We start from the raw sequence: 14,444 nt of genomic DNA, 5'->3' as shown, positions 1-14,444 counted from the left end.
TTATAATTGATTATAGAAATTATCAAATGCGGGGGCATAATCTTCTTTTCCTTGATATGGCAGGAACGGCTTACCGCTCTCGCCAATATAAGCCGTAAGAGCTTCATCAATATGCTCACTGCCCTGTATTACGCCATCGGCGTGTGCTATGGCTAATTTATTTAACGCCACAAAGTCAGTCTTATTGTCCATCATAGCGTAATTAGCCGGTTTGATATGATCAAACTTCAGTTTGTCAAAGAGTGTTTCAGGTATCACGCCGGCTTCCGGTTCATTGTACACGGTATACACCACTTTGGCTTTCTTGAGGCATGGGTCATCATGATATACTTTTTTCAGGTATACCATTGCCAAAGCCGTAAACCATCCGTGGCAATGAATAACGTCGGGTATCCAGCGCAGTTTCTTGATAGCCTCCAGCGCTCCCCTTACAAAGAAGATAGAACGCTCATCGTTGTCATTGACGGGGCGGTTATCGGTGTTGAACATTGTCTTGCGCTTGAAAAAGTCATCATTGTCGATGAAATAGACCTGCATTCTTGCAGCCTGGATGGAGGCAACCTTGATGATCAAAGGGTGGTCATTGTCGTCAATGATCATATTGATCCCCGAAAGACGGATGACTTCATGCAACTGATTACGTCGTTCGTTCACAATTCCGTATCTCGGCATGAAAATTCTCACTTCATTGCCTATCTCTTGTATTGCTTGTGGTAGCTCTCGAGAGATTTTGGAGATTTCCGTTTCGGGGAGATAAGGGTAGATTTCTTGTGAAATGAACAGTACGCGTTTAGAATCCATTCTTACATTTTTTACAGTTATTGGTGCAAAGATACAAATTTTCGCCCGATAATGTAACTTTCAGATATCAAGCCCTCATAGCACTCTCTCAACACAAGTCACTTACATCATAGCCTGTGCGGGATCGGCAATAGCTTTGAGCTCTCCGTTTTTTATACGGAAGAATACCGGCAGCTGCCCCACATTATAGTTTTTGAGTGATTTGCCGTCAGAGTCGTATACACATATCCAAGGCAAATTGCGCGATGCATTTTGCCAGTAGTAGCTATCGTTGTCCAGTGACACTTCATAGATCTCCAGTCCCTGATCATGATATTTATCGTACAGTGCTCTCATCTTGTTGACCAAAGCGGGTGACCACTCTGCGCTGTATGCCGTAAAGCTGAGCAAGACCGTCTTGCCACTTGTAGCTATATGCGACAAGCTCACTTCTTTGCCTGAAGCGTTTTTGAGGGTGAGTTCAGGGAAATCTACCGTCTTCACAGAGTCAAATTGATTGATTTGCTGTGCAAAAGCCACAGCCTGGCGTTTGCGGGCAATAGACTTAAGTGCCATATCCTTGAGAAACGGTGCATAGGGAGCCATGGGGTAATAAGTGTCGTATGCTGTAGCCACGGCGGCAAAGGCGCGCGAGTCGGCATGATCTTCAGTGTCGAAATACATCACATCATTCTTCTTTTGGAAAAGTGCGTAGTACGAAGCCGGGCTTCGGGGGTTGACATAGATATATTTAGTGGTAAGGTCACGTTTGAGTTTGTCGGCAAGTGAGGTAATGAGCCTGCTCACCGAGTCAGCCGACATTTTACCTGCGTGGAAATCAGCAAGAGCCTCATCGATCTCCATATCCGTACTATACCGTTGGTGACTGATATCTCTGATTTGTCTGTTTTCAGAGTCGGCATCAGTCCAGTCGTAGCCACCGAAGAAGTCCTTGCCCGAGGCTTTGAGCACAAGGTGTGTCGCAGAGTCTGCCGCAAAAGGGATAGAAGAGCGGTTGAGTCTCAGGCGGTAGAACATGGGGTAGTAAGTACCTTCGTGGGTGAATGTGAAGGCTCCATTCTCGTCCAGTTTCACGGAGTCCAGTGACACCACATTGCCGGTACCCACTTCGTCCAGAAAGAGCATTTGTCCTGCAGCATCGGTCACGCTGCCCTCCACTACAAATTTATTACGTCCATTATTCTTACATCCCGTAAAAATTACCGCACCCACCATGATGGGTAATATATGCTTGGAAAGTCTCATAATATGTCTACGTCTTATTTAGTTTATGGTATTAACACTGTTATAGTTCTTATTATTCTGCAAATGTAGCATTCTCTTTTGATATGTAGTCCTGCACTTCGTCCATAAGTGCAAATAGTTCGCCTTTTGTAGAGGCTCGCAGCATAGCTATTTTCATTTGTTTGAAGTTGGGTATCCCTTTGAATATAGGGCTTACGGCGATATGCCGGCGTGAGTGTAAGATACCTCGGCGCTCGTCCAGCTTTTCGATGTTGTTGTTGACTTGCCTGCGTAAGATGTCCATGTAGTACCCAAATTCACGCAGGGGCAACAGCTCTCCCGTACGGAGGTAATGCTTGATCTCTTCGAATATCCATGGGCGCCCTATACTGCCACGTCCTACCATCACGGCATCCACACCGTATTTGTCAAAAGCCTCACGTGCTCCTTGGGGTGTGGTGATGTCGCCATTGCCAATGATGGGGATGTGCATGCGGGGATTGTTTTTTACTTCGCCTATGAGGCTCCAGTCTGCCTCGCCCGTGTACATCTGTGCTCTGGTGCGACCGTGTATGGTGAGGGCTTTGATGCCGCAGTCTTGCAACTGCTCTGCAAGCTCTATGATGATGCGGCTGTCATGGTCCCACCCCAGACGGGTCTTCACGGTCACCGGGGTATGCACGGCTTTTACTATTGACTCGGTGATCTCGAGCATCAAGGGTACATTGCGCAGCATACCGCTACCGGCACCCTTGCCGGCAACACGCTTTACAGGACAGCCGAAGTTGATGTCTATGATATCCGGCGCAGCCTCCTCGCATATGCGGGCAGCCTGCACCATGGTGTCTACATCCCTGCCGTATATCTGTACGGCCACGGGGCGTTCCGCTGCATCTATCCGCAACTTCCTTTTGGTGCCGGCTACATCCCTTATGAGTGCGTCGGCGCTCAGGAATTCCGTGTACACCATGTCTGCCCCAAACTCTTTACATAGGAGCCTAAATGCTACATCGGTGACATCTTCCATAGGAGCCAGCAGTACCGGCTCATGTCCCAAATCTATATGATCTATTTTCATTGAATCTAAATTAAACAATAGTACGAGCTACTTCCACAGCTTCGTTGATATCTCTACAGATAAACTGTCGTCCCACCATGTCGGCAACACCCGTTTGCTCAAGCGACTGTCTCACTTTGTCGTTGACGCCGGAGAAGATAAGCTTTACGCCTTCGCTCTGACATGTGCGACACAAGGTCTTGAGGTTGTGTATGGCGGTAGAGTCCATGAAGGGTACAAAGCGCATTCTGATAATCCGCACGCCGGCTCTGTCTCCTGCCTCACGCATCGCTTCGTCAAACCTATTGGCTATACCGAAGAAGTAAGGACCTTCTATTTCGTACACCTCCACTCCGTGCGGCAGCTCCAGTACCTGCTTACCTTTGGCTACATCATCACCCTCGCGGTGTAGCTCCAGTACATCCTTGGAAACCAATATATTTGTGCTCTCTACCATGCGTTTCATAAAGAACAGCATAGAGAATATAAGCCCTATTTCTATAGCCACCGTAAGGTCTACAAGCACGGTGAGCAGGAATGTGATCATCATCACCGCGGTATCACTCTTGGGCCCCTTGAAAAGGCTTCTTACCGATCGCCATCCGCTCATATTATAGGATACCACTATGAGCACTCCTGAGAGGCACGCCATAGGGATGTAAGCTGTGAGGGGGCCGAGGAAGAGGAATATAAGGAGTAGTATCAGAGCATGTATCACGCCTGCCACGGGTGTTTTACCACCGTTGTTGATATTGGTCATGGTACGGGCTATAGCGCCTGTGACGGGTATACCGCCTACAAAAGGTACCGCTATGTTGGCAAGTCCTTGCGCTATCAGTTCCGTATTGGAGTCATGCCTGTCCCCTGTAACACCGTCTGCCACGCTGGCCGAGAGGAGTGACTCTATAGCTCCCAGCATAGCTATGGTAAAGGCCGGAGTGATCAGTTGCTGTATCTGCGTCCAGCCGAGTTGTGGCATGTCGGGCATGCTGATAGAAGCACTTATCGTGAAGCGGTCGCCTATGGTCTCTATCCCTTGCACTCCTTGATAAGTGCGTAGCCAATACACTACTACCGTCATGAGTATGATGGCAATGAGTGAGCCGGGAATCTTTTTGGTAAAACGGGGCGTGACCTGTATGATAGTGATGCTGACGATGCCTATGACCAGCGCTATCCAATTGAATTTATCCATATTTTCCAGCACCATTCCCCACTTAGGGATGAATGCGGCAGGCATGCCTTTGAGTCCTAAGCCCAGAAGATCATTCATCTGAGTGGAAAAGATGGTAAGTGCTATACCTGCTGTAAAGCCTATGACTATGGGGTACGGGATAAACTTGATCAGTGAGCCCAACTTGAGCACCCCCATCACCAGCAATAGTAACCCTGCAATGAAAGTGGCTACCAGCAGCCCCTGTATACCAAACTCCTGAATGATACCGTAAACGATAATGATAAAAGCGCCTGTGGGACCTCCGATCTGTACTGAGCTGCCACCGAACATGGCTACGATGAATCCGCCTATGATAGCGGTGATGAGTCCTACTTCAGGTGCTACACCACTGGCTATAGCAAAAGCTATGGCAAGGGGGAGCGCCACTATACCAACAATAATGCCGGCCATGGCATCGGCTGCAAACAAAGAAGCATTGTACTGCTTCACCGCCTCGAAAAAACGAGGCTTAAATACAGAACTTTTATCCATTGAAATTATCTGATTTTATGTCATAGGAGTTGCAAAGTTAGGACAAAGATTGTACAGATAAAAACATTATCATTACAAACTACTTCACAGATAATTATATCAGGCTATGGAAATGCTGTAAGCGGGCGTGAGGACTTATCTAATACACAGATGCGAAGCTACAAAACAGGGTGTGTACTACGCCTTTACTTATGTGGGGGTGATATGTTGACAAAATGTCAAAATAGACCTCCCTTTTTGTTGTAAAATGCAAAATGATATTTTATTAGCCTAATGGCTACTAAATAAAATTAATAAATGTGTAAAATGGTGGAAAACAGAGCCTCTTAGTTAAGAAAAAACGCTTATTTATACTTTGTCTAAATAAGGAGCTGCTTTTCTCCTCAATAATTTTATCCTGAATGAATGCCAAATAAATACAAGCCTTATATTTTGCTTCTTAAATAAATATCTGAGGAATATGGCTATTCTATAATGTATTTTTTAGTCTCGAAGTAGGGCTGGGAAGAGTGAGAGGCAAGAACTGAAATCCTATTATGATAGGTCTGTGGACTGTGTATGATAAGTCCTTCGTCCGTGTACATAAGTCAGTAGTCCGTATAGGATAGGTCAATTGTCCGTATAGGATAGGTTTGCGCACTTTGTATGATAGGTGAGCCTACTTTTATATTAAGTGGAACTAAGCGCATGGATGTGCGGTGTTTGAGGTGGTATATCGGGGGCAGACTGGGGCGTCACAGTAACGCAGTGGATCAGGAGGGGATTAGTACTGCCGGGGAAGACGCAGTGTAGAATAGGGGATGGTGGTTTGCGTATTATGAGATGCGGTAAGCGGCACGTATTCAATTGCGGGTGGGTTGGCCATTGTAGTTGATTTCAGGCAGTTACCGGTGATAGTCCTCATAGTTGTATATTAGTAAAGTTGGTCTTAATCAGTGTAGGATTCGGGTCTAAGTGTAATGAGCAGATAAAATAGTTGTTGCATTCACAAAGGTACAACATCTTACCCCCCTTTGTCAATAGCCTCTAAATATGTTTCATGGGCTGTCGTCTGTCCGTCAAGAGAAGTCGAATAAAACTGACATTTTGATAGGTCAATACTCCTACGATAGAAGTAATGGATGGTTGCATCTGCTTACCTCACACGAGCCGGGGTGTAAAATAATATTGTGTAAATATAAAACGTCTCCGTAAAAGAATATATACTTCACGAAAAAAGACAATGCCGCTGTCTGAGCGGCACTGAATTATACGTCGAAAAAAAAGTATCTCTGTAGAGAATTCTTTATTTCTCTATCTTACGGTTGATAAAGATGTGTGTGAAGAAACCGGCGATGATCAAAATAAGACCGGTCCATAGAGTTCCGTTTGAGGATGTGTTTGTAAGTGCCGGAATTGCCAAAACTAATACTCCGACTAAAAGAATTACAACTCCGAGGTATTTCATGAAATCGTTCATAGCACTGTATATTATAGTTTTTAATTTATATCTATCTGCAAATAACGCAATAATCCGCCAAATAAAGAAACATTCGGCTTATATATTTTAATAATGCCTGTCAAAATTAAAATAAAAATGGGAAACTAATCGTGACGTAGCACAAACTTTTGCGTTTTCATTTTGTTAGATTAGAGAATAAATGCAAATAAGGAGACTGCACATATGGATTTTAAACCGGTCGAACTGGCCGATAGAGAGATTATTAACCGATTTACAACCCCCTCAAGCCTGAGGATCTGCGACATCTCATTTTCAAACCTTTATGGTTGGAGCACATATTACCACACTTGCTGGGCAGTGATAGAAGACCATCTGGTGGTGCGATTTCAGACTTCACATCGCAATCACCCGGTTTACCTATGCCCCGTATCACCTGGAGGCTGTGACCTGAGGGCACCACTCAGGGTGCTGGAAGAGATGGCTATGCAGGGTGATTACCCGCTTACACTCATGGGGATTACTCCACAGTGCAGGGAGGCTCTGGAAAAGTCGCGGCCGGGGGAATTTTATTTTATCAATGACAGGGCATACTATGACTATATCTACTTGAGAGAGCAGCTTTGTACCCTGAGTGGTAAGAAGTTGCAATCCAAGCGCAATCATATCAATAAATTCGAACGCAACTATCCGGACTGGAAGTTCGAGCTCATCACTCCCCAAAACGCTATGGAATGTATGGAGATAGAAAAGAACTGGATAGGAGACAAAGGTCATGACCAAGGCAGGGAGAACGAACTGCGAATGATAGGCCGCATACTGCGACATATCGATGAGCTGGGAGTAACCGGAGGTGCCATCAGAGTAAATGGCGAAATTGTTGCATTTTCTATTGGTTCTCCGATAAATCATGATACCTTTGGAGTTCACATAGAGAAAGGTTCCTTAGACTACGAAGGGGCATTCGCTATGATCAATAGAGAGTTCGCAAGGAACATCCCCGAAAATTATTTGTACATTAACAGAGAGGAGGATTTGGGACTGGAAGGTCTGCGAAAATCAAAACTTTCTTACCAGCCTGAGATCCTGCTCCCCAAAGAGACAGCCATATTGAGACATGAAAACAAATGACGAAAAGAAAAATGATGCACGTCGGTTGTGGGAGATTTGCTTCAACGACACCAAAGCCTTTGTAGATTTTTACTTCAATAAGGTGTACAAAGACCAAGACACCTTGGTCCGTTATGATGAGAATAACAACGCCATAGGGCACGTACAGATGCTGCCTTATACCCTGTATGCATGGGGTAGGAACTTCGAGGCAGGATATATCTCCGGCGCTTGCACCAAGCCCGAGAACAGGAAAGAAGGCGTCATGGAAAGCCTGATGAAAGAGGCTATGGTGAAGATGAAAGAGCGAGGCGAGATGATAAGCTTCCTCATCCCTGCGGACGAATATCTTGCCGACTACTACGACAAGGTGTGCTCTTACGGCAGAGTGTTCTTTGAGAAGACCGCTACCACGCTCGAAGAAGTAATGATGGCTCCTGCCGAGCAGATACTGCCCAAAGGCCCCATAGACTTTATCATGGAGGCGGAGGAATGTCGCTCTTACCCGCATGTAAAACATACAAGAGAGCAGATACGTCTGGTCATGGAAGATTATAAGATGAGTAATGGCGGCATGTACACCTTCCCCCGAAACATGGATCACCCCACGGGCATCTGCTTCTACCGTGTCGAGGGAGATACGCTTTATGTCAAAGACCTTTTCGGGTCACCCTCCGTACGTACCGAGATGCTCAAAGAACTTATGACTCTTAATCATTGTATGAGGCTCAAAGCTACGGTGCCTACCGGTGATAAAACTCATGCTTTCCCCCGTGGTATGCTCCGCATTCTGGATATTCCCGAGTTTACACGCCACTATGCCCTTACACATAATAATATGACTATAGGATTTAAAATCAGGGATCGTCAAATGCCTGAGAATAGTGGTGAATATTATATCTCCAACGGTAAGCTTACATTCAAATCCAACCTTAACCAAGAGGAAGGAATAAGCCCTGCAGCTCTTGCCCGCACACTCTTCTCCGAAGACCCGGGGTTCTTATCGCTGATGATGGAATAGCATACCATAACATACGCTAACCTGCTGCTGCATACAGCCAAGTTGCATTCAATGCGACCAAAGCCAACAAAAATCATTAAATTTGCGGTTAAAGTTAAAAATAACAACAGCATAATAAAGTAGCAGTAGGTTATGAATATATCCTATAAATGGCTCAAAGAGTATGTCAATACTTCGCTTAAGCCTCAAGAGATAGCAGACGCCCTCACATCCATCGGACTCGAAACCGGCAGTGTGGACGAAGTAGAAACAATCCCCGGCGGACTCAAAGGTTTGGTTATAGGCGAGGTGCTTACGTGCGAAGCGCATCCCAACTCTGATCATCTACACCTCACCACCGTAAATATCGGCGAGGAGGCCCCTCTCAAGATAGTTTGCGGAGCTCCCAATGTACAAGCCGGCAAAGCTGTAGTGGTAGCCACTATAGGTAGTGTGCTTGGCTCAGGTGATGAGAAGTTTACCATCAAGAAGTCCAAGATCAGAGGCGAAGAAAGCTTCGGTATGCTTTGCAGCCAAGTGGAGATAGGTGTGGGGCATGACAATAGCGGTATTATCCTGCTCGACCTTGCGGATGTCACCATAGGCATGCCGGCAGCTGAGTACTTCGGTGTAGAAAGCGATTACTGCCTCGAGGTCGATATCACCCCCAACCGTGTCGATGCCACTTCGCACTTTGGTGTGGCGCGCGAGTTGGCAGCTTACCTCACGCAGCACGTAGCGCCGGTAAAGGCTATATTGCCGGAGACGGCTTATACTGCCGAGTCGGTGGATAAAGGCGCACCGTCGCCCATCACAGTGGAAGTGGAAGACAGTGCTTTATGCCCCCGCTTCCAAGGCGTCGTGATCCGTGGTGTGAAAGTGGGCGATAGCCCCGAGTGGCTACGCAATAGACTCACCTCTATCGGACTCAAACCCATCAACAATATCGTAGACATCACCAACTTTGTACTGCACGAAGCCGGGCAACCGCTACATGCGTACGACTTGTCACATATCAAAGGTAGCAAACTCATCGTGGCTCCTGCCCGTGAGGGAGATACTATCACAACGCTTGATGGGGTAGAAAGAAAACTCACGGCTAATGACCTAGTCATTGCCGATGGGGATCGCACCCCCCTCTGCATCGCAGGTGTTATGGGCGGACTCGTATCAGGCACTGTGCATGAGACTACGGACATCTTTTTAGAGTCGGCCAACTTCAATCCCACTTCTGTAAGAAAGACTGCCCGTCGCTTCGGAATCAACAGTGACTCATCGTTCCGCTTCGAGCGTGGATTGGATGCGAATCGTACCACATGGTCACTGCTTCGTGCCGCATCGCTCATTACAGAGATCGCAGGCGGAAGCATCGATGGCGGTATAGCCGACTTTTATCCCTCATCTATGACACCACACCATGTTGAGATGTCTATCTATCGTTTCAATAACCTTGTGGGACAAGAGATTCCCCTAAACGATATCAAAAGTATTCTGGGCAGTCTCGATATTGAGATATTAAGCTCCGATGGCGATAAATGGACGTTGGCTGTGCCTCGCTACAGAGTCGATGTAACGCGCGATGTCGATGTGGCGGAAGAGATCATGAGAATCTATGGCTATAACAGCATTGAGCTCTCGGGATATATCCGTGCCAACCTCAGCTTCAAGACGGATACCGACAAAGCCTATCACCGTCAACTTCTCGTATCGGAGCAGTTGGTAGGCGCAGGCTTCAATGAGATACTCAATAACTCACTTACCGCTGAGGCATACTATACAGACCTCACCACCTATCCGGCCTATCACTGCGTGAAACTGATGAACCCTCTGAGTCAGGAGCTCAACAGTATGAGACAGACACTGCTCTTCGGCGGTTTGGAGACAATAAGTCACAACATGCGCCGTCAGCAAAACGCATTCTACCTCTTCGAGTGGGGAGCTTGCTACAGCTTCAACAAGCGGGAGCACGACGCTCACCAGGACAATGTACTGGCCGGATATGATGAGAGCCAAAGGCTCGGGATCTGGACGGCCGGGAAAAGAGTGCACAACAGCTGGGCACACCAAAACGAAGACGTATCGCCTTTCGAGCTCAAGGCTATGGTCGAGAATATATTTACACGTCTTGGTATTTGTCCTGCTTTCTTGAAGATGAATACCATTGAGAACGAAATATTCGCCGGTCATGTTGTAGAAATTCGCTCGGCATCCAACCAGTTTATAGGATATCTCGGCGAGGTTAGCCCTGCGCTCACCAAACAATTCGACATCAATATGCCGGTTTACTTTGCCGAGTTGGATTGGGCTGTAGTCAACAAAGAAGCCTCCAAGTACAAACTCGAAGCCAAAGACCTACCGAAGTATCCGCAAGTGAAAAGAGATCTGGCATTGCTACTCGACAAACATATCCCCTTTGTAGAAGTGGAAGACACTGCATACAAGTGCGAAAAGAATCTGCTCAAAAGGTGTGAGCTCTTCGATGTGTACGAAGGTAAGAACCTACCCGCAGGTAAAAAGAGCTATGCAGTGAGCTTCTATCTGCAAGATGATAACAAAACGATGAGTGACAAGCAGATCGATGCTATCATGCAAAAGATACGCAAAGCTCTGGAGATGAAACTCGGAGCAGAGCTTCGCTAACGACTGATTATAACAAACAATAATATTCACCATTATATGGGAAGAGCATTCGAATATCGTAAAGCAAGAAAAATGAAACGCTGGGGCAACATGGCTCGAGTGTTTACGAAACTGGGTAAGGAGATCACGATCGCTGTCAAAGCAGGTGGTCCCGAGCCTGAGACCAATCCGCGTCTGCGTGTCCTCATCCAAACGGCAAAGAAAGAAAACATGCCCAAGGACAATGTGGAGCGTGCCATCAAGAAAGCAACCTCTAAGGACTTCTCGGATTACAAAGAGATGAACTACGAAGGCTATGGCCCCTACGGCATCGCTATCTTTGTGGAGACAGCTACCGACAATACTACCCGCACCGTAGCCAATGTGCGTAGCTACTTCAACAAACATGGCGGTTCGCTGGGTACTACCGGTAGCTTGGAGTTCCTCTTCGATCACAAGTGTGTCTTCCACATTGTCAAGAGGGATGACATGGATCTAGAGAGTCTGGAGCTGGAGCTTATCGACTATGGCGTAGACGAGCTGGAGGAGGACGAAAATGAAATCATCCTTTATGGCGATTTCGCTCAAAACTCCGTTATACAAAAGTATCTCGAGGATGCCGGCTATGAGATTGCCTCGGCAGAGTTTGTGCGTCTGCCCAAGGATACCAAAGAAGTTACGCCCGAGCAGCGTGAGCAACTCGACAAACTTATCGACAAACTTGAAGAGGATGAAGACGTGCAAAATGTATTCACCAACATCAAGGAAAGCGACGACGAAGAGTAGTCTGCGCTCTTACCCATTGTAGTCTCAAAGCCGCTTCGTTCATCATGAGCGCAGCGGCTTTTTTATTTATCAGTACTATTGCCGTGCTGCGAGAGGCAATCTTTCCCCATGTTTTTTCAAAAAATATTTCATGTTCATGCAATAAAATGATTATCATTGCATTTACAAGTCAATAAGATTCATAAACCGTAAATATCATCAATATGAAAAGATTGAAAAGATCTCTTGGTAAAATATCTTACGCAGTAGCCGGTGCGCTATTGATGATACTGGGCTTCACTGCATGCGGAACTAGCAAAAAATATAATGAAGCCAAGCCCCCGCAGAAAAAAGTGCCCAAGGATCCGCCAATGCAGATGATGTATGGTACACCTTACAGAACCTTTGAGCTCCAAAATACGGCAGACACGCTTACCCCCACGACTAAGCCTGACAGCACTCTCCTTAAATAAAACCTTGACCAATATCAAAACATCGCATAATATGAAAAAAATCTACATTCGGGTAGGCAACCTTGTAGCTCTATGCTCGGGTTATCTGCTTAGTCTGCTCGGATTTGTAAGCTGTAGCGAAAATCCTTTCAAGCCAAACATGGAATACGGTACTCCCTATGCAACCTTCAAAACCAAAGTCCGGGTGATGGATGAGACCGGCAAGGCTATTGAGGGTATAGAAGTCAAGATAAAGGAGTTTTCTACCGAGCATACTGCTGTATCTACTGAAATTTACAACGCCCAAGGGGTTACCGATGTAAATGGAGACTGCAATATCATTTATAAAAGCTTTCCGCCTCGTCACTTGAATTCCCGAGCGGTAGCCACTGATATTGACGGAGACAAAAATGGAACCTTTTTGCCTGATAGTACTACCTTGCAGTACGTAAAAAATGAAAAAGTGAAGTCTAAATCATGGTTTATGGGAGAGTATTATAACAAACCCGTAACCATACGACTCAAAAAGAAATCCTGACCCCTCCCATGCCCACTGCTCCACTCGGTTTTAGGAAAAGACTGGCCCTCGAGGCCCACCGCCTCCAGCACAAGCAGCGTGTGCGTGAGCATGAGTTGCGCACGCTTTTCTGGGAGTGCACTCTTCGTTGCAATGTATCATGCAGGCATTGTGGTAGCGATTGCCGTCAGTCATCCGGGGTAGACGAACTTAGCGGAGAGCAGTTCCTCAGCATCGTAGACTGTATTACACCACATGTCGATACGCACAAAGTCCTCATTATATTCACCGGTGGTGAAGCTCTTGTGCGCCCTGATATTGAGGATATAGGGTTACAGCTCTATCGGAGAGAGTACCCGTGGGGCATAGTGACTAATGGTATGTTGCTTGACGAAAACAGATTGGAAACTCTACTTCAAGCAGGCATGCACACCCTCACAATCAGTTTGGACGGATTCGAAAAGGAGCACAACTATTTGCGCCGTCATCCGCTGAGTTTCGCTCGTGTTATGGGGGCTATAGATGCTTTGGCACACATACCTCACGAACTCAAATGGGATATAGTTACTTGTGTCAATCCTACAAATATCGATTACCTCCCCCAATTCAGAGATTTTCTTATCGAGAAGGGCGTTCCCGCTTGGAGGCTTTTTAGCATTTTCCCTGTGGGCAGGGCTGCCGGGGACATGGGGTTACAGCTCTCGGATCAGCAATATGTGCGTCTCATGGAGTTCATAGCGGATACACAGGCAGGTGGCAAGATCACAGCATCCTACGGGTGCGAAGGTTATTTGGGCGAATACGAAACCAAAGTGCGGGAAAACTTCTATACCTGCCATGCAGGCGTGTCTGTAGCTTCTGTGCTGTGTGACGGTACTATCAGCGCCTGCCCCAGCATCCGTAGCAACTACTATCAGGGCAACGCCTTGCAAGATGACTTCATGACAGTGTGGAATGAGCGTTTTGCACCCTATCGTGACCGCTCATGGGCGAGGAAAGGGAGGTGTGCCGACTGTGCATCGTGGCGATACTGTGAAGGTAATGGTATGCACCTGCATGACGATGACGGAAACCTCCTCGTGTGCCACCTCGAGCACATCCGCAATGGATTGAAACCTGAGCGATAACTGACCTCCACTCCCGTTCTATTATCCCTGTCATGCAACACATGCGTGACACACGCCCTATAGGTGACTTCTCTTATCTCCGATATTTCTTCTTTGGGGGATTGGGTAAGCCGACATTGCGGTACAGTCTTCAATGACACTATTCCCGAATATGAGCTTTCTTTTGACATAATGTCAAATTTACAAATATCCCAATAGATTTATGTTTAGTTATCAATGTGTTGTAGTTTAGTATATTAAATATATTTGCGAATAGCTTATTCGACTTGAATTTTCTCTTCTCTTAGTTGCAATATTGAGCTTATTTATACAAAGTCTAAATAAGAAACACCCTTTTTAGGTGCCAAAATTTACCTCGAGATGTGGCTAAATAAAGCAGACTTTGTTTTTGCGTCCTGCAATTAAACAGTTGTAATATGTACTCCTGTTATATTATACTTCTTAATCTTGTACTATGCCTCATCGCCTCCGGGTGATGCTGAGTGTAATTTTATTATGATAAGTCAATCGACCTATCGTACTAAGTCGTCCGACTTATCGTATTAAAACAACGTGAGTTCGATATAAGGGATAATAGGAATAATAGAGTTTACAAAGTGTTGTAAATCAGTGTAATTTCTTATGTG

13 protein-coding genes are annotated in these 14,444 nt (G+C 46.2%); 7 read left to right on the top strand and 6 right to left on the bottom strand.

Annotated features, from left to right (window positions below):
• From VYJ22_RS00065 to VYJ22_RS00045, 5 genes are all read right to left on the bottom strand, one after another.
• Positions 1-801, bottom strand: a complete 801-nt coding sequence (locus tag VYJ22_RS00065; protein ID WP_329904285.1) for a glycogen/starch synthase — start codon at positions 799-801, stop codon at positions 1-3.
• Positions 802-903: 102 nt separating this feature from the next.
• A complete protein-coding gene (locus tag VYJ22_RS00060; protein WP_329904284.1) occupies positions 904-2,046 on the bottom strand; it encodes a redoxin domain-containing protein in 1,143 nt (380 codons plus the stop codon).
• A gap of 52 nt (positions 2,047-2,098) precedes the next feature.
• Positions 2,099-3,103, bottom strand: coding sequence for a tRNA dihydrouridine synthase DusB (gene dusB / locus VYJ22_RS00055; protein WP_329904283.1), 1,005 nt, complete (start codon positions 3,101-3,103; stop codon positions 2,099-2,101).
• Positions 3,104-3,113: 10 nt separating this feature from the next.
• Positions 3,114-4,790 (bottom strand): SulP family inorganic anion transporter, encoded by a 1,677-nt coding sequence (locus VYJ22_RS00050; protein ID WP_329904282.1) that lies wholly within the window; start codon positions 4,788-4,790, stop codon positions 3,114-3,116.
• A gap of 1,285 nt (positions 4,791-6,075) precedes the next feature.
• Positions 6,076-6,249, bottom strand: a complete 174-nt coding sequence (locus VYJ22_RS00045) for a hypothetical protein (protein WP_329904281.1) — start codon at positions 6,247-6,249, stop codon at positions 6,076-6,078.
• Between the two features lie 204 nt (positions 6,250-6,453).
• On the opposite strand from VYJ22_RS00045, the gene VYJ22_RS00040 reads away from it, so the two are divergent.
• The 4 genes from VYJ22_RS00040 (at position 6,454) to VYJ22_RS00025 (ending at position 11,743) form a co-directional block, all read left to right on the top strand.
• Positions 6,454-7,359 carry a DUF2156 domain-containing protein gene (locus VYJ22_RS00040; RefSeq protein ID WP_329904279.1) on the top strand — a complete coding sequence of 302 codons (906 nt, stop codon included), beginning with the start codon at positions 6,454-6,456 and terminating at the stop codon, positions 7,357-7,359.
• Positions 7,346-8,359, top strand: coding sequence for a GNAT family N-acetyltransferase (locus VYJ22_RS00035; protein ID WP_329904278.1), 1,014 nt, complete (start codon positions 7,346-7,348; stop codon positions 8,357-8,359). The genes VYJ22_RS00040 and VYJ22_RS00035 overlap by 14 nt, the downstream gene beginning before the upstream one ends.
• 132 nt (positions 8,360-8,491) lie before the next feature.
• The gene (gene pheT / locus VYJ22_RS00030) at positions 8,492-10,978 is read left to right on the top strand and encodes a phenylalanine--tRNA ligase subunit beta (RefSeq protein WP_329904276.1); all 2,487 of its coding nucleotides are present in this window, start codon (positions 8,492-8,494) and stop codon (positions 10,976-10,978) included.
• A 36-nt stretch (positions 10,979-11,014) separates the two neighbouring features.
• Positions 11,015-11,743 (top strand): YebC/PmpR family DNA-binding transcriptional regulator, encoded by a 729-nt coding sequence (locus VYJ22_RS00025; protein WP_329904274.1) that lies wholly within the window; start codon positions 11,015-11,017, stop codon positions 11,741-11,743.
• Here the strand turns inward: VYJ22_RS00025 and VYJ22_RS00020 are convergent.
• Entirely contained in the window at positions 11,718-11,900 is a 183-nt protein-coding gene (locus VYJ22_RS00020) for a hypothetical protein (protein ID WP_329904272.1), read from the bottom strand. The two genes, VYJ22_RS00025 and VYJ22_RS00020, sit on opposite strands and share 26 nt — an antisense overlap.
• Before the next feature lie 46 nt (positions 11,901-11,946).
• Here VYJ22_RS00020 and VYJ22_RS00015 point away from each other — a divergent pair, with 46 nt between their 5' ends.
• From VYJ22_RS00015 to VYJ22_RS00005, 3 genes are read left to right on the top strand one after another with little or no spacing between them, the layout of a single operon-like run.
• Entirely contained in the window at positions 11,947-12,195 is a 249-nt protein-coding gene (locus VYJ22_RS00015) for a hypothetical protein (RefSeq protein WP_329904269.1), read from the top strand.
• A 31-nt stretch (positions 12,196-12,226) separates the two neighbouring features.
• Entirely contained in the window at positions 12,227-12,712 is a 486-nt protein-coding gene (locus VYJ22_RS00010; RefSeq protein WP_329904268.1) for a radical SAM-associated putative lipoprotein, read from the top strand.
• Between the two features lie 8 nt (positions 12,713-12,720).
• The gene (locus VYJ22_RS00005; protein ID WP_329904267.1) at positions 12,721-13,818 is read left to right on the top strand and encodes a TIGR04133 family radical SAM/SPASM protein; all 1,098 of its coding nucleotides are present in this window, start codon (positions 12,721-12,723) and stop codon (positions 13,816-13,818) included.
• Positions 13,819-14,444: the final 626 nt, after the last annotated feature.

It is taken from the genome of Porphyromonas pogonae (assembly GCF_036320655.1).
In the GTDB taxonomy this organism is placed as follows: Bacteria; Bacteroidota; Bacteroidia; order Bacteroidales; family Porphyromonadaceae; genus Porphyromonas; species Porphyromonas pogonae.
This window is presented reverse-complemented; position numbering and strand designations above follow the sequence as displayed.